The organism is Galbitalea sp. SE-J8 (assembly GCF_030345695.1).
In the GTDB taxonomy this organism is placed as follows: domain Bacteria; phylum Actinomycetota; class Actinomycetes; order Actinomycetales; family Microbacteriaceae; genus JAUASV01.
The window spans coordinates 17,374-33,442 of record NZ_JAUASV010000020.1; the positions used below are offsets into that span (position 1 = coordinate 17,374).

14 protein-coding genes are annotated in these 16,069 nt (G+C 73.4%); 8 read left to right on the forward strand and 6 right to left on the reverse strand.

Features of this window, described 5'->3' with window-relative positions:
- Window positions 1–80: 80 nt before the first annotated feature.
- Entirely contained in the window at window positions 81–1,088 is a 1,008-nt protein-coding gene (locus QT381_RS12430; protein ID WP_289249348.1) for a LacI family DNA-binding transcriptional regulator, read from the reverse strand.
- Window positions 1,089–1,236: 148 nt separating this feature from the next.
- On the opposite strand from QT381_RS12430, the gene mnmA reads away from it, so the two are divergent.
- Window positions 1,237–2,367 carry a tRNA 2-thiouridine(34) synthase MnmA gene (mnmA, locus tag QT381_RS12435; RefSeq protein WP_289249349.1) on the forward strand — a complete coding sequence of 377 codons (1,131 nt, stop codon included), beginning with the start codon at window positions 1,237–1,239 and terminating at the stop codon, window positions 2,365–2,367.
- Window positions 2,368–2,462: 95 nt separating this feature from the next.
- Here the strand turns inward: mnmA and QT381_RS12440 are convergent, their stop codons facing one another.
- Window positions 2,463–3,113, reverse strand: coding sequence for a hypothetical protein (locus QT381_RS12440; protein WP_289249350.1), 651 nt, complete (start codon window positions 3,111–3,113; stop codon window positions 2,463–2,465).
- A gap of 71 nt (window positions 3,114–3,184) precedes the next feature.
- On the opposite strand from QT381_RS12440, the gene ligA reads away from it, so the two are divergent.
- On the forward strand, window positions 3,185–5,644 hold the full coding sequence (ligA, locus tag QT381_RS12445; protein WP_289249351.1) for an NAD-dependent DNA ligase LigA: 2,460 nt from the start codon (window positions 3,185–3,187) through the stop codon (window positions 5,642–5,644).
- On the opposite strand, the gene QT381_RS12450 is transcribed toward ligA, so the two are convergent.
- A complete protein-coding gene (locus QT381_RS12450) occupies window positions 5,641–6,579 on the reverse strand; it encodes a 2-oxoglutarate and iron-dependent oxygenase domain-containing protein (protein WP_289249352.1) in 939 nt (312 codons plus the stop codon). The two genes, ligA and QT381_RS12450, sit on opposite strands and share 4 nt — an antisense overlap.
- A 32-nt stretch (window positions 6,580–6,611) precedes the next feature.
- Window positions 6,612–8,594, reverse strand: coding sequence for a sensor histidine kinase (locus tag QT381_RS12455; protein WP_289249353.1), 1,983 nt, complete (start codon window positions 8,592–8,594; stop codon window positions 6,612–6,614).
- 188 nt (window positions 8,595–8,782) lie between these two features.
- On the opposite strand from QT381_RS12455, the gene gatC reads away from it, so the two are divergent.
- The 3 genes from gatC to msrB all read left to right on the forward strand — a co-directional run bounded on the left by gatC (window position 8,783) and on the right by msrB (window position 11,343).
- Complete coding sequence (gene gatC, locus QT381_RS12460; protein ID WP_289249354.1) at window positions 8,783–9,082, forward strand: Asp-tRNA(Asn)/Glu-tRNA(Gln) amidotransferase subunit GatC; 300 nt, start codon at window positions 8,783–8,785, stop codon at window positions 9,080–9,082.
- A complete protein-coding gene (gene gatA, locus QT381_RS12465; RefSeq protein WP_289249355.1) occupies window positions 9,079–10,614 on the forward strand; it encodes an Asp-tRNA(Asn)/Glu-tRNA(Gln) amidotransferase subunit GatA in 1,536 nt (511 codons plus the stop codon). Before gatC ends, gatA begins: the two co-directional genes overlap by 4 nt.
- A gap of 312 nt (window positions 10,615–10,926) precedes the next feature.
- Window positions 10,927–11,343, forward strand: a complete 417-nt coding sequence (gene msrB / locus QT381_RS12470) for a peptide-methionine (R)-S-oxide reductase MsrB (RefSeq protein WP_289249356.1) — start codon at window positions 10,927–10,929, stop codon at window positions 11,341–11,343.
- 115 nt (window positions 11,344–11,458) lie between these two features.
- Here msrB and QT381_RS12475 read toward each other — a convergent pair whose 3' ends face one another.
- Window positions 11,459–11,956, reverse strand: coding sequence for a hypothetical protein (locus QT381_RS12475; RefSeq protein ID WP_289249357.1), 498 nt, complete (start codon window positions 11,954–11,956; stop codon window positions 11,459–11,461).
- A 204-nt stretch (window positions 11,957–12,160) separates the two neighbouring features.
- Complete coding sequence (locus tag QT381_RS12480; RefSeq protein WP_289249358.1) at window positions 12,161–12,709, reverse strand: CGNR zinc finger domain-containing protein; 549 nt, start codon at window positions 12,707–12,709, stop codon at window positions 12,161–12,163.
- A gap of 38 nt (window positions 12,710–12,747) precedes the next feature.
- Here QT381_RS12480 and QT381_RS12485 point away from each other — a divergent pair, with 38 nt between their 5' ends.
- From QT381_RS12485 to gatB, 3 genes are all read left to right on the forward strand, one after another.
- A complete protein-coding gene (locus QT381_RS12485; RefSeq protein WP_289249359.1) occupies window positions 12,748–13,710 on the forward strand; it encodes an EamA family transporter in 963 nt (320 codons plus the stop codon).
- Between the two features lie 284 nt (window positions 13,711–13,994).
- On the forward strand, window positions 13,995–14,405 hold the full coding sequence (locus QT381_RS12490) for a hypothetical protein (protein ID WP_289249360.1): 411 nt from the start codon (window positions 13,995–13,997) through the stop codon (window positions 14,403–14,405).
- A gap of 76 nt (window positions 14,406–14,481) precedes the next feature.
- Window positions 14,482–15,981, forward strand: coding sequence for an Asp-tRNA(Asn)/Glu-tRNA(Gln) amidotransferase subunit GatB (gene gatB, locus QT381_RS12495; protein ID WP_289249396.1), 1,500 nt, complete (start codon window positions 14,482–14,484; stop codon window positions 15,979–15,981).
- Window positions 15,982–16,069 lie beyond the last annotated feature (88 nt).

Consider the following 16,069-nt stretch of genomic DNA (forward strand, 5'->3'; position numbering starts at 1 on the left):
TCGACCACGCCGTCGAGGAGAGAACGTAAGAAGGCTACGGAATTGACGCAAGAAGTAACTTCTTGCGGCCATTTGCGCGATCAGCGGCGCGCGCGTCCCGTGGAGCCGCGCACGACGAGCTCCGGCTCGAAGAGATACTCGTCGCGCGCGTGCGCCGTGCCCTCGATCTGGGCGAGCAGGAGCTCGATGACCATTCGTCCCATCGCGTCGATCGGCTGGCGAGCGGTGGTGAGCGGCGGCTCGGTGCAGCTCATGAGCGCGGAGTCGTCGAAGCCGATGATCGAGACGTCGTCGGGCACGGAGAGTTGGGCGCGATGCGCGGCACGGATGGCGCCCAGCGCGAGCGGGTCGCTCGCGCAGACGATGGCCGTCACTCCCGCCGTGAGCAATCGTGCCGCCGCGGCCTGTCCCGCCTCGAGGGAGTAGGCCGACCGGGCGACCCGGGCGTCATCCAGCGCGGACCCCGCCTCGCCGAGCACACGGCGGGCCGCGACCAGCTTGCGCTGCGATGGCACGTGGTCGTCGGGGCCGAGCACGAGCCCGATGCGCTCGTGACCGAGGTCGTGCAGATGGCGGATGGAGAGCTCGGTGGCGTAGTCGTCGTCGCACGCCACGGCCGGGAACGGCAGGCCGGCGACGGCCGCGTTCATGAGCACGGTCGGCAGGCCGAGATCGGCCAGACGCGCGTAGTGCTCGTGCGACTGCTGCTCGCGGTTGTAGTCGCCTCCGGCGAACACCACGCCGGAGACCCGCTGCGCGATCAGCAGGTCGATGTAGTCCGCCTCGCTCACGCCGCCGGCGGTCTGCGTGCACAGCACGGGCGTGTAGCCGCTCTGTGCGAGTGCCGACGCGAGCACCTCGGCGAGGGCGGGGAAGATCGGGTTCGACAGTTCGGGCATCACGAGTCCCACGAGCCGGGCGCGCTCGCCGCGGAGCTTCGTGGGCCGCTCGTAGCCGAGCACGTCGAGCGCCGTGAGCACCCGTTCGCGCAGCGACTCGCTGACACCCGGTTTGCCGTTGAGCACCCGGCTCACGGTGGCCTCGCTGACACCGACCTTGCGCGCCACGTCGGCGAGTCGCTGAGCCATCCGCATCCTCCTCGAGTCGGTGCAAGCGCTTGCGTAAATGCTGCAAGAAGTCGATCGCCACGGCGCCGGTGGTCCGGCCGTCGTTACCCGATCGTGACCGGAGAGCGCGGTCGAACGGCGGTCGAGGCATCCCGCGTAGCCTGGGAGCATGCGCGTGCTGGCGGCCATGAGCGGGGGAGTGGACTCCGCCGTCGCGGCCGCGCGCGCCGTCGACGCGGGGCACGACGTCGTCGGCGTGCACCTCGCCCTCAGCCGCATGCCCGGCACCCTGCGCACCGGCAGTCGCGGCTGCTGCACGATCGAGGACTCGATGGATGCGCAGCGCGCCGCGACCGTGCTCGGCATCCCGTACTACGTGTGGGACTTCAGCGAGCGATTCAAGCTCGACGTCGTCGACGACTTCATCGCCGAGTACGCCGCCGGCCGCACTCCCAACCCGTGCATGCGCTGCAACGAGCGCATCAAGTTCGCGGCGCTGCTCGAGAAGGCGCTCTCGCTCGGCTTCGACGCCGTCGCGACCGGCCACTACGCGAGCATCGTGACGACGGATGACGGCCACCGCGAGCTGCACCGCGCCGCGGCCTGGGCGAAGGACCAGAGCTACGTGCTCGGCGTGCTGACCGGCGAGCAGCTCGCGCACGCGATGTTCCCGCTCGGCGCGACGCCGTCGAAGGCGGAGGTGCGGGCCGAGGCGGCCGCGCGCGGGCTGTCCGTCGCGGCGAAGCCCGACAGCCACGACATCTGCTTCATCTCCGACGGCGACACGCGCGGCTGGCTCGCCGAGAAGGTCGGCGCCGAGCCGGGGCCGATCGTCGACCGCTCGGGCGCGACGATCGGCACCCACCGGGGGGCGGCGGCGTTCACGGTCGGCCAGCGCAAGGGACTCGACCTGCGCGTGCCCGCACCCGACGGCCGGCCGCGCTTCGTGCTCGAGGTCAAGCCGCGCACGAACGAGGTCGTCGTCGGCCCCCGGGAGGCGCTCGCGATCGCCGAGTTCGCCGGGGAGCGGATGTCGTGGGCCGGCCGCGACCCGGTCGCGTCGGGCCTCGATCCGGCATCGTTCCGCTGCGAGGCGCAGATCCGCGCGCACGCCGACCCGGTGCCCGCGACCGCGGCCGTGGTCGGAGCCGAGCTCGTCATCCGTCCGGACGAGCCGATCCTCGGCGTCGCCCCCGGCCAGACCGCGGTCGTCTACGTCGGCACGCGCGTGCTCGGCCAGTGCACGATCGACCGCACGGTGAGCGCAGCCCCCGCTCGCGCCGACCGGGTTCCCGTGTGAGGACGTTCTGCGCGTGTGAGGACGGCCCGGGCCGTCCTCACACGCGCAGAACGTCCTCACACGGGAACCCGCCCGGGGGGCTGCACCGCGCGCGCTCAGTCGTTCGGGGAGCCGATCAAGCCCCGGCACTCCGCCAGCGCCTGCTCCGCCTGGGCGACCTGCTGCGGCGTGCCGAACAGCCGCGCCGACTCGACCGCCGCCTCGAACTCGGGCAGCGCCGCGCGCGGATCGCCCGCGTCGACGAGGGCCCAGCCGAGGTTGTTGCGCAGCGACACCTCCCAGCGCCGGGTGCGCGCATCCGAGTCGGCGTCGAGCTCGAGCAGGGCGACGCGCGTCCACTCGCGGGCGTGCGCGGCATCCGCGATCGCGAGCATGTGCAGCGCGTCGACGAGCAGGAAGCGCAGGTCGGCCTCGCGCGCCGCGTCGATCGCGGCGAGGAACAGCTCCTGCGCCTCGGCGGTGTCGCCGCCGCTCGTGCGCAGCCGGCCGCGCTCGAGCTCGAGACGCGCCGCGACCTCGGGCGCGGCGCCGAACTCTCCGAGCCACTCGTGCACGTCGTCGAGCACGGCATCCGCCTCACGGATGCGGCCCTGCAGTCCGAGGGCGCGCGCCACCTGGGTGCGCCACTCCTGCGCCTCGGCGGCGGTGTTGAGCAGCTCGCCGGCACGGTCGCGCAGCCGTCGCTCGGACGCCGCGGCGTCGTCGAAATCCCACTCCGCGTCGAGCTGGTGCTGCGTGAGGGCCATGCCCTCGATGCTGACACACAGCACCGCCGTGGCGGGTCGGCCGCGTCGGCGGCCCTGGGTAGCATCGGGCCGTGCCAGAAAGCGATCAGCACGACACCGGCGGCGAGAGCGACCTCGAGCGGGCGAACGAGGAGGCCGAGGCGCTGCGCGCGCGCATCCTCGAGCTGCGCGACGCGTACTACGAGCGCAACGAGGTGCTCGAGAGCGACGAGGAGTACGACCGCCGCATCCGTCGTCTCGAGGAGCTCGAGCGGCTGTTCCCCGAGCTGCAGAGCCAGGACTCGCCGACCCAGACCGTCGGCGGCCGCGCCGACACGGCGCTGTTCGCCCCCGTCATCCACGCCGAGCGCATGCTCAGCCTCGACAACGTGTTCTCGATCGACGAGTTCCGCGACTGGGCAGCGAAGGTCGATCGCGACACGGGCCGCCACGTCGACTGGCTGTGCGAGCTCAAGATCGACGGCCTCGCGATCAACCTGCGCTACGAGGACGGCACGCTCGTGAGCGCCGCGACCCGGGGCGACGGCGTCGTCGGCGAGGACGTCACGCAGAACATCCGGTACCTGCCGGTGATCCCGACGCGGCTCGCGGGGGAGGGGCATCCGCCGCTCGTCGAGGTGCGCGGCGAGGTGTTCATCCCGGTCGCAGCGTTCGAGCGGCTCAACGAGCTGCAGGCCGAGTTCCGCGAGCGCGCGTTGCAGGAGCGCCGCGAACGCTGGGCGGCGCGGCCCGGCAAGCGGGAGTTCGACGAGGATGCGGCGCGCACCTCGGCCGCGAACCGCTTCCCGTCGTTCGCGAACCCGCGCAACGCCGCGAGCGGCGGACTGCGCCAGCAGCTCGACAAGAAAGACGGCCTCGAGCGCGAGGCCGCCGTGGCGCGCTTCGCGGCACTGACGATGTACGTGCACGGCATCGGCGCGTGGGCCGGTGCCGTCGAGGGGCGGCCACCCGTCGCGAGCCAGAGCGGGATCTACGCGCTCCTGAAGGGCTGGGGACTGCCCACGAGCCCGCACTTCCGGGTGCTGACGGATGTGGACGGCGCGGCCGCCTTCATCGAGCACTGGGGTGAGCACCGGCACTCGATCGAGCACGAGATCGACGGCGTCGTGGTCAAGGTCGACGAGCTCGCCCTGCACGAGGAGCTCGGTGCGACGAGCCGGGCACCGCGCTGGGCGATCGCCTACAAGTACCCGCCGGAGCAGGTGAACACGAGGCTGCTCGACATCGTCGTGAGCGTCGGGCGCACCGGCCGGGCGACGCCGTTCGCGGTCATGGCGCCGGCGCGCGTCGCGGGCTCGACCGTGCGTCAGGCGACGCTGCACAACCAGGACGTCGTGAAGGCCAAGGGCGTGCTCATCGGCGACACCGTCGTGCTGCGCAAGGCGGGCGACGTCATCCCCGAGGTGCTCGGGCCGGTCGTCGAGCTGCGCGACGGCACCGAGCGCGCGTTCGTGATGCCCGCGACCTGCCCCGAGTGCGGCACACCGCTCGCACCCGCGAGGGAGGGCGACGTCGATCTGCGCTGCCCCAACGCGCGGTCGTGCCCCGCGCAGGTGCGCGGGCGCGTCGAGCACGCCGGCTCGCGCGGCGCCCTCGACATCGAGGTGCTCGGCGAGGTGGCGGCGTCCGCGCTCACCCGCCCCGAGACGCCCGCACAGCCGCCGCTCGACACGGAGGCCGGGCTCTTCGACCTGACGATCGACGACCTCGTGCCGATCGAGGTGTTCGTGCGCGACCCCGAGACCGGACTGCCGAAGCTCGAGGACGACGGCACCGCGAAGCTGCGCGCGCCGTTCCAGAAGGTCGCGCTGGTCTACCCGCCCGGAACCGAGCAGCTGGATGCCGCGGAACGTCGCCGGGCCGGCATCCGCAAGGACTTCCGCCTCGTCCAGCCCTCCGAGGCTGGCCTCAAGCTCATCGCCGAGCTCGAGCGGGCGAAGACCAAGGAGCTCTGGCGCATCCTCGTCGCGCTCTCGATCCGGCACGTCGGACCGGTCGCCGCTCGCGCTCTCGCGCAGTGGTTCGGGTCGATCGACGCGATCCGCGGGGCGAGCCGCGAGGAGCTCGCGGCCGTCGAGGGAGTCGGCCCGATCATCGCCGACGCGGTCATCGACTGGTTCGGCGTCGACTGGCACGTCGAGATCGTCGAGCGCTGGGCGGCGGCGGGCGTGCAGCTCGCCACGCCGGGGCATCCCGGGCCCGGGGCGGCGTCCGAGATCGACGGCACGCTGACGGGCCTGACGCTCGTCGTCACCGGCGCGATCGAGGGCTTCAGCCGGGAGGGCATCGGCGAGGCGATCCTCGCCGCCGGCGGCAAGAACGCGTCGAGCGTGAGCAAGAAGACCGACTACGTGGTCGCGGGGCCGGGCGCGGGCTCGAAGCTCGGCAGGGCGGAGGCGCTCGGCCTCCGCATCCTCGACGCCGCCGAGTTCGCGCTGCTGCTCGAGCACGGTCCGGATGCGCTGCCCCCGGCGCCCGAGTCGGGTCCCGAGCCGGGTCCCGAGCCGGAGGCGCCCGAGCCGGAGGCCTAGCGGGGCAGCCGCGCGAGTGCGGCCGCGTCCCAGTACGCCGACCCGCCCGGGTGCACGGCGGCCGCCTTGCGGGAGATGTGCGCGCCGATCGTCTCGCCGGGCGCGAGCGGGGCATCGGCGTTGCCCTCGTGGTAGTAGATCGCGCTGTAGCGCTCGGCGGCGGGCCGCACCCGGTGCAGGGTCGGCAGCCAGCGCTCGCCGGACAGCCGCGCGAGCGTCTCGCCGACGAACACCGGGAGCGCGCCGTCCGGCGCCTCGGCGTCGACCCAGCGGCGGTCGACGGCGATCTGCAGCCCCGGACCGGTGGCGTGCGAGACGCTCAGCAGCCCGAAGTCCTGGTGCGCGCTCATCCCGTCGACGAGCGGGTCGTCGACGGTCCCGTAGTGCGCGAGACGGAGGATGTCGACCGACCGGTCGGTGATCGGCTCGAATCCCGTGGCGCCCCGGCCGAGCACGGCCGCGAGCGCGGCCATCACGGTCCGCGCGACCCGGCCGACCTCGTCGAAGAACAGGTCCACGTCGCGGCGGAAGTCGGGCAGCGCGGGCCAGCGGTTCGGGCTGAACGTCGCGTCAGCCGTTCGCACGCGCGGGTAGTCGGTGGCCGAGGTGCCCACGTCGAACGCCTCGAACGGGTCGAAGCGGCCGCTCGGCGCGTCGATGCCGAGGCTGCGGCACATCATCTCCGCGTACGGCGGCACGTAGCCGCGCTCGCCGGCCACGGGCGGCACGAGCGCGCGTTTGACGTCGTCCGGCTCCGCGAAGAATCGGCGGGATGCGTCGGTCACCCCCGCGATCACCGACGCCGGGATGCCGTGACCGGTCACGAACACGAGGCCGTGGGAGCGGAGCGCGTCGTCGAGCGCGACGGCGGAGCGGTCGCGCAGGAAATCGGAGCCGCCGAGCGTCCACGGCGAGAGGTCGACGACGTCGATCACGGAAACCTCCCTCGACATCGAGGGTAGAGCGCTCACCCGACCCGCACCGCCAGCGGCAGGCGCACGTGGGCCGTCGTGCCGCTGCGGCCGTCGGACTCGAGCGCGACGGTGCCGTGCATCTCGCCGACGAGGTCGCGCACGATCGCGAGGCCGAGGCCCGTGCCCGGCACGCCGTCGGAGCTCGCGGCGCTCGCGCGGTAGAACCGGTCGAACACGCGCTCCAGCTCCGCCGGGTCGATGCCCGGACCCGAGTCGGCGATCGCCAGGTCGAGCTCCCCGTCCACGTTCTCGACGCTGATCGCGATCGTGCCGCCCTCGGGGGTGAACTTGATCGCGTTCGTGAGCAGGTTGAGGATCACGCGCGTGAGGTCGTTCTGATCGGCGACCACGTGCACGGGTCCGCCCGGGGCGTCGACCGTGATCCGCAGGTCGCGGTCGCGCACGCTGAGGCGCACGTCGTCGAGCACGGCGCGCACGAGCTCGACGATGTCGAGCTCGGTGGGCGCATCCGTCGTCGGCATCCGCTTGGAGAACGTCAGCACGTCCTCGATGGTGCGCAGCAGGCGTTCCGCGTTGCGCAGCACGATCGCGACGTAGTTCGACTGCACCGCGTCGAGGTCGGTGTCGGCGAGCTCCTCGGTGAAGCCGAGGACGGTCGTGATCGGCGTGCGCAGCTCGTGCGTGACCGACGAGACGAAGCCGTCCTTCTGCTGGTTGAGGCGGCGCAGCTCGTCCACGACCTCCTTCTCCCGGGCCAGCTGGAGGCGGCCGGCCTCCTCGGCGGCGCGGACGGCGCGCAGGTCGACGACGGACAGCAGCAGGATCTCGCCGAACGTCGCATCCGCGGCGACCGTCACGGTGACCTCGATCGGCGCCGCGCCCGCGACATCGCTCGTGTGTGTCGAGCGCTCGCCGACCCCGTGCGCGGTGTGCGCGATGATGCCGCGCAGCCACGAGCCGGCCGCGACGCGGTCCTCAGCGAGGTTGTCGCCGAGCAGCGCGCGCGCGGCCGGGTTCGCCTGCAGCAGGCGGTAGACGGCGGCATCCTTCTGCACGACCACGAAGCCGTACTGCGCGAGCCGGAAGCCCTCCTCGAGCAGCGTGCCGCTCGCGAGGTTGCGCTCCTCGAGCTGCTGCCGCTCGTTGCGGGCCGAGGAGATGAGCAGGGTCGTGACGCCGAGGGTGACGACGTAGAGCTCGAGCATCGCCGACGCGGAGAGGAACGGGGTCGCGCTCGCGACGAACGGGCCGCCGCCGAGCAGCGTGAGCGCCACGACCCCCGCGGATGCCGCGATGAGCTCGGCGAGCGCGAACGACATCGTGAAGCTGAACGCGGCCCAGGCGAGGAACGGCACCGGCAGGAAGCCGAGAGCCGCGGTGCTGCCCGGCGCGAACGCGACGGCGACGGATGCGAGCAGCAGCACGAGGTGCGTGACCCGCGCGAGCGGGCTGCCCATCGGCTGACGGAAGCGGTTCACGAGTGCGAGCGGCGCGATCACGACGACGGCGGATGCGTGGGACGCGAACACGGTGAAGCCGAGCACGAGCGGGTCGCCGCCGAGTCCCAGGGCGATCGAGGTGCCGGCGAGCGCCCCGGCGATCACCCCGCCGAAGAGCACGCCCGCGAGGAACCGCAGGATGTCTCGCGTGGTCGTCAGGCGCGGCTCGTCGTCACCGTCCACGGAGAAGTACGTGACGATCCACGACTCGGCGGCGACCGCGATCGCGCCGACCAGGGCGACGGCGGGCGGGCGGCCCGCGAGCAGCGAGATCGACGCGGTCGTCACGACGACGACGACGAGCACGATCCACCGGCGCCGCCGGCGCGCCACGACCGCGGCCACGACGTTGATCCCCGCCGCCGGCCACCAGGCGAACACGTGCGATCCGGTCGAGAGCATCGACGTCGAGGCGAACGCGACGACAGCGGACAGCGCGAGCAGCAGCGCGACGACGAGCGCGTGGCGGGCACCACGGAGCTGCCGCGCGCTGGCGGCGAGGTTCGGGAAAGTCACTCGGGTCGTCTCCCCCAGACGGTTCGGTGAAGCGCTCTGCCACGGTAGCGGAGAGGACGCGTCCGCCGAAACGCCGCGGTCACCCCCCGTCCAGGGGAATCCTGAGCGGCCCTCGGGCGGGAACGAGCCGGGAGCGGCATCCGTCGCCCCTCGTAGGATGGAGCGTCCCCCCGCATCCCCGGAGCTCCATGTCTGAGATCACGCCCGACGTCGTCACGCACCTGGCGTCGCTCGCCCGCATCGCCCTCACCGCCGAGGAGATCGACCGCCTCACGGGCGAGCTCGGCGCGATCGTCGACAACGTCGCGAAGGTCGCCGAGGTGGCCACGCCCGACGTGCCGGCGACGAGTCACCCGATCCCGCTCGCGAACGTGTTCCGAGCGGATGTGGTGGGCGAGACGCTCACGCCCGAGCAGGCGCTCGCCGGCGCCCCCGACCACGACGGCTCGCGCTTCCGCGTGAGCGCGATCCTGGGGGAGGAGCAGTGACCGACCTGACCCGGCTCTCCGCGGCAGCCCTGTCGGGGCTGCTCGCCGCGGGCGAGACGAGCTCCGTGGAGATCACGCGGGCGCATCTCGACCGCATCGAGGCGGTGGACGGCGACGTGCACGCGTTCCTGCACGTCTCGGATGCCGCGCTCGACACCGCTGCGCTCGTCGACGCCCAGCGCGCCGCGGGAGAGCTGACCGGCGAGCTCGCGGGCATCCCGGTCGCCATCAAAGACGTGCTGACCACGGTCGACATGCCCTCGACGGCGGGCTCGAAGATCCTCGAGGGCTGGGTGCCGCCGTACGACGCGACCGTCGTCGCGCGGCTGCGCGCCGCGGGTCTCGTGCCGCTCGGCAAGACCAACATGGACGAGTTCGCGATGGGCTCGTCGACCGAGCACAGCGCCTACGGCCCGACCCGCAACCCGTGGGACCTGTCCCGCATCCCGGGCGGATCGGGCGGCGGCTCCGCGGCGGCGGTCGCGGCGTTCGAGGCGCCGATCGCGCTCGGCTCGGACACCGGCGGCAGCATCCGTCAGCCCGCAGCGCTCACCGGCTCGGTGGGCGTCAAGCCGACCTACGGCGGGGTGTCGCGCTACGGCGCCATCGCGCTCGCCTCCTCGCTCGACCAGGTCGGGCCCGTGTCGCGCTCCGTGCTGGACGCCGCGCTGCTGCACGACGTCGTCGGCGGTCACGACCCGCGCGACTCGACCTCGCTCACCGACGCCTGGCCGTCGTTCGCGGCCGCCGCGCGGCAGGGCGCCGCCGCCGACTCCCTCGCGGGCCTGCGCGTCGGCGTCGTGACGGAGCTCGACGCACCCGGCTTCCAGCCCGGGGTGCTCTCGCGGTTCCACGAGACGCTCGAGCTGCTCGCCGCGGCCGGCGCCGAGATCGTCGACGTGTCGCTGCCGAGCGTCGAGTACGCGATCGCGGCGTACTACCTCATCCTGCCCGCCGAGGCGTCGAGCAACCTCGCCAAGTTCGACTCGGTGCGCTTCGGGCTGCGGGTGCCGGTGACCGGCACGGTCGAGGATGTGATGGCCGCGACCCGCGAGGCGGGCTTCGGCGCCGAGGTGAAGCGTCGCGTCATCCTCGGCACGTACGCGCTCAGCGCCGGCTACTACGACGCGTACTACGGCAGCGCGCAGAAGGTGCGCACGCTCATCCAGCGCGACTTCGCCGCCGCGTTCGAGCGTGCCGACGTGCTGATCTCGCCGACCACGCCGACGACCGCGTGGTCGCTCGGCGCGAAGCTCGACGATCCGCTCGCGATGTACCTCACCGACATCACGACCATCCCGGCGAACCTGGCCGGCATCCCCGGCATGTCGCTGCCCGGCGGTCTTGCCGCCGAGGACGGGCTGCCGGTCGGCATCCAGCTCATGGCGCCGGCCCGCGAGGACGCCCGGCTGTACCGGGTCGGCGGCACGCTCGAGCGCCTGCTCGAGGAGCGCTGGGGCGGGCCGCTGCTCGCGCAGGCGCCGTCGCTCGCGGGCGAGGAGATGTTCGCGGCGGAGTCGGGCGCGGTCTGAGCCCGGCGCCCGCCCCGCCGGTCGAGGAGCCCGCGAGCGCAGCGCTCCCCGTTGGTCGAGGAGCCCGCGAGCGCAGCGAGCCGGCGTCTCGAGACCACGCCCCTTCGGTGGTCGAGGAGCCCGCGAGCGCAGCGCTCGCCCCGCCGGTCGAGGAGCCCGCGAGCGCAGCGCTCGCCCCGCCGGTCGAGGAGCCCGCGAGCGCAGCGCTCGCCCCGCCGGTCGAGGAGCCCGCGAGCGCAGCGAGCCGGCGTCTCGAGACCATGGCCCCCGTCACCGCCTCTCGGGGCGCGCACCGGGGCGCACAATGGAGCAATGACCAACGAGCGCGCCGCATCCGCTGCCACCGCACCCACGGACGACGAGCTCCGCGAGCGCCTGACCGCCGCGGAGTACGCCGTGCTGCGTGAGGCGGCGACCGAGCGGGCCTGGTCGGGCGAGCTGCTCGACGAGGACCGCGCGGGCCTCTACGCCTGCAAGGCGTGCGGCAACGATCTCTTCGTGAGCGGCACGAAGTTCGACAGCGGATGCGGCTGGCCGAGCTTCTTCGACGTCATCGACGAGAGCGCGGTGCGCCTGCTGCCCGACCTGTCCCTCGGCGACGAGCGTACCGAGGTGCGCTGCGCGCGCTGCGACTCGCACCTGGGCCACGTCTTCCCCGACGGCTTCGGCACGCCGACCGGCGACCGCTACTGCATGAACTCTCTCGCCCTGGACTTCGAAGCCCGCTAACCCCCCCCGCCGTCCCTCCCCCCTTCTCCCGTGTGAGGACGTTCTGCGCGTGTGAGGACGGCGCGAACCGTCCTCACACGCGCAGAACGTCCTCACATGGGGAGTCACCTCGGCGTCAGGGCGCGCGCAGCACGTCGACTGCGGCTCGCGGGTCGGCCTTCGCGACGCCCGGTGCCGGCGGTGTCTCGCCCGCCGAGACGGATGCCGTGAGCAGGTGCCCGACGGCGCGGGCGAGTCCGCGACACCCCGCCTCGGCGACCGCCGCCTCGGGCGACGTCGCGTCGATGCCGAGCGCGCCGAGCTCGGCGATGATCGCGCCGGACGCGAGCTGATCCTCGACCGCGTACCGCATCCGTTCTCCGCGCCGGGCACCCGCCGCGATCACGGCGATCCGCTGCCGCACGCCGAGCGCGAGTTGCCGGTCGCGCACCCAGCGCGCGACGGATGCCGCGGTGCGCAGGTCGCCGCGCACCACGTCGCGCGCGCCCAGGGCGTCGACCGGCACGGGTGCGTCGCCGAGCGCGTCGACCCAGACCACGATGTCGCCGCCGACGGCCGCGGCACCGTCGACACCCCAGTCGAAGGCGATCTGATAGCGCTCCTGCTCGCTCACCCGTTCCACGCTACGAGGTCGCGGCCCGCGGGTCCGCTTGGCGAGCAGCCGCGCCCGCGCCCGCGCACGTCGGGCCCGCGCCCCCACACCCGCCCGCGCCCACCCGCCCGCGCCCGCACGCCCGCGCCCGCAAACTCGCACGCCCGCACGCCCGCGCCCGCGCCCCCATGTCCCGCACGCCCGCGCCCGCGCGCCCGCCCGCAGCTACCCCCGCCCTCGCTCGCGGAACAGCACCTGGTTCACCCGGTTTCCGCAGCGCACCGAGCAGAAGCGCTTCGAGCCGTTGCGCGAGAAGTCGGTGAACACGCCGTCGCAGTCGGGGGCGGCGCACTCGCGCAGCCGCTCCCACTCGTCGTCGCGGATGACGTCGAGCAGTGCCATCGCGGTCTCGACGCGGATGCGCTCGGCGAGCGGCGCGTCGAGGGACGTGGCGTGCAGGTGCCAGTCGTACCCGTCGTGACGGATGAGGAACGGCATCGCCCGCGCATCCGCGAGCATCGTGTTGACCTCCGCGGCCGCGTCGTCGCGCGTGAGGCGCCACAGCGCCCGCAGCCGCGCGCGCGTCGCGAGCACCTCGAGGCGCTCGGGCTCGTCGCGGTCGCGCCGCCCGGAGTAGCGGAACCGGTCGAGCAGCGCCAGGAGCGCGTCGACGTCGGCGAGCTCCTCGGTACGGCTGCGCGAGGCCGCGGCAGCCGTGTTGCACAGCGCGACGGCGGCATCGAGACTCTCGATCGTGTCAGGGGCGAAATGCAATTTGACTCCTTATTCGAGCCCAGCGTACCGTCGCGAGCGTGACACGCAAACCGACCGCCCGCGGACTCCTCGTCGCCCTCGTCGCGAGCGCCACCTTCGGCCTCTCCGGCGCGTTCGCGAAGCCCCTGCTCGAGGCGGGCTGGAGCCCGGCCGCGGCCGTCACGGTGCGCGCTCTGCTCGGCGCGGTCGTGCTGCTGCCGGTCGTGCTGCTCAGCCTCCGCGGACGCTGGGGCGCGCTCTGGCGCGCCCGGCGCCGGGTGCTCGTGATGGCGTTCATCGGGGTCGCGGGCTGCCAGCTCGCGTACTTCGCATCCGTGCAGCGCATCGCGGTCGGCACCGCGATCCTCATCGAGTACCTCGCCCCGCTCGCGCTCGTGGTGTGGGTGTGGGCCCGAAGCAGACGGATGCCGCAGCGCGTCGTGCTGATCGGCTCGGCCGTCGCGGTGGCCGGCCTCGTGCTCGTGCTCGGACCGGGCGTCCTCGGCCGGATCGACGCGCTCGGGCTCGTCTTCGCGCTCATCGCGATGATCGGCTGCGCGGTCTACTACGTCGTCGCGGCGGAGGACGACGGCGACCTGCCCCCGGTCGCGCTCGCGGGCAGCGGGCTGCTGCTCGGCGGCACGGTGCTCGGCGTCGTCGGACTCACCGGCCTCGTGCCGTTCACGTTCACGACCGCGCCCGTCGCGATGTTCGGCACGGTGCTGCCGATCTGGGTGCCGGTGCTCGTGCTCGGCGTCGTGTCGAGCGCGATCGCCTACGCGACGAGCATCGTCGCGACGCAGCTCCTCGGCTCGCGCCTCGCCTCGTTCGTGGGGCTGCTCGAGGTGGTCGCCGCGACACTGTACGCGTGGCTGCTGCTCGGCGAGCAGCTCACGATCCCGCAGCTCATCGGCGGCGCGCTCATCCTCGCGGGCATCGCTCTCGTCCGCAGCGAGAAGCCGGCGGATGCGGCGGTCGAGCCCGGCGGCCGGGCCCGCCCGGTCCCGGCACTGATCGACTAGCCCGCGCCCCTGCCCGGTGGTCGAGGAGCCCGCGAGCGCAGTGAGCCGGCGTCTCGAGACCACCGCGCACGCCGAGTGGGCTGTGGTGGTCTCGAGACGCGGGCGACTGCGTCGCGCGCTCCTCGACCGGCTGGGGGATGCGAGCGCGTTGTCCCGCCCCTGCCCGGTGGTCGAAGAGCCCGCGAGCGCAGTGAGCCGGCGTCTCGAGACCACCGCGCCCGCGCACGTCCCGTCCCGCGAACGGGGAATTGAGCCGTTCGCATCCGTCGTCGCATGCTCGATGCATGCTCTCCCGCAACGAGATCGCGCTGCGCGCCGCGGTCGCACTGCTCGCCGCCGCCGAGGTGCCGATGGCCCTGACGCTGGATGCCGACGAGCTCGGTCCGCTGCGCGCAGCATCCGTCGTCGGGGGCGTGCTCGCGATCGCCGCGCTGCTCGGCTCGGTCGGCATGGCGCGACCGCGCCGGGCGCGGGATGCCGCCGCCCGCGCCCTGTTCATCGCGCGCGAGAACCTGCACGCCGCGACCGCCGTCGTCGCGGGCGCGGGATCGGCGGGGGTCGTCGCCCTCGCGCAGGGCGCGGTGCCGCTCGGTTCCGGATGCCTCGTGCTCGCGGCCGGGCTGCTCGCGGTCGCGTGCGCGCGATTCAGTGCGGCGCAACGGGCGCACGCGTCGGGCGCGATGCGCGCCGAGTAGTCGCCGGACACGGATGCGCGGGCATCCGCCCTCGTAGAATCGACGGGTGTCCAGCACCCGTGTCGCCGCCGATCTGATGCCCTACGACGAGGCCCTCGAGAAGTACGAGCCGGTGATCGGCTTCGAGGTGCACGTGGAGCTCGGCACCCAGACGAAGATGTTCTCGGATGCGCCGAACCCCGCCGCGCTCGGCGGCACGAACGACGCCGAGCCGAACACGCAGCTCGTGCCCCTCGACCTCGGCCTGCCCGGCAGCCTGCCCGTCGTCAACGAGACCGCCGTCCGCTACAGCATCAGCCTCGGCCTCGCGCTCGGCTGCTCGATCGCCCCGTCGAGCAGGTTCGCCCGCAAGAACTACTTCTACCCCGACCTCGGCAAGAACTACCAGATCAGCCAGTACGACGAGCCGATCGCGTTCGAGGGCAGCGTCGACGTCGAGCTGCCCACCGGCGAGACGTTCACCGTGCCGATCGAGCGGGCGCACATGGAGGAGGACGCGGGCAAGCTCACGCACGTCGGGGGAGCGGCCGGACGCATCCAGGGCGCCGAGTACTCCCTCGTCGACTACAACCGCGCGGGCGTGCCGCTCGTCGAGATCGTGACCAGGCCGATCTTCGGCGCCGACCGCCTCGCCCCGGAACTCGGCGCGGCCTACGTCAGCACCATCCGTGACATCGTGCGCGCGCTCGGCATCAGCAACGCGCGGATGGAGCGCGGCAACCTGCGCTGCGACGCGAACGTGTCGATCCGCCCGCGCGGCTCGGAGACGCTCGGTACGCGCACCGAGACGAAGAACGTGAACTCGTTCCGGTCGATCGAGCGGGCGGTGCGGTACGAGATCCAGCGCCAGGCCGCGATCCTGGACGCCGGCGGCAGCATCTTCCAGGAGACGCGGCACTGGCACGAGGACACCGGCACGACGTCGTCGGGACGTCCGAAGTCGGATGCGGACGACTACCGCTACTTCCCCGAGCCCGACCTGCTGCCGGTCGAGCCGTCCGCCTCGCTCGTCGAGGAGCTGCGGGCCGCGCTCCCCGAGGCGCCCGCGGTGCGCCGCCGTCGCCTCAGGGACTCGTGGGGCTTCACGGACCTCGAGTTCCAGGATGTCGCCAACTCGGGTCTGCTCGCCGCGGTCGAGGAGACGGTCGCCGCCGGTGCCGCACCGGCGCAGGCGCGGAAGTGGTGGACCGGCGAGATCGCCCGCCTCGCGAACGCCGCGGGCGTCGACGCGGACTCGCTCGTCTCGCCGCTGCACGTCTCGGAGCTCGTCGCCCTCGTCGAGACGGGCGAGCTGACGGACCGTCTCGCGCGCCAGGTGCTCGAGGGGGTCGTCGCGGGCGAGGGCTCGCCGTCGTCGGTGGTGGAGTCGCGCGGCCTGCGCGTGGTGTCGGACGACGGGGCCCTGATCGCGGCGATCGACGAGGCGCTCGCCTCGCAGCCCGACGTGCTGGCGAAGATCCGCGACGGCAAGGTGCAGGCCGCGGGCGCCGTGATCGGCGCGGTCATGAAGGCGATGAGGGGCCAGGCCGACGCGGCCCGCGTGCGCGAGCTCGTGCTGGAGCGCGCCCGGGCCTGACCGGCGGTGACGACCCCCCGGGTCGTCCTCTCCTCCACAGGGTGGTCGCGACGGTGTCATCCACAGAAGAATTCGAGACCTGACCAGC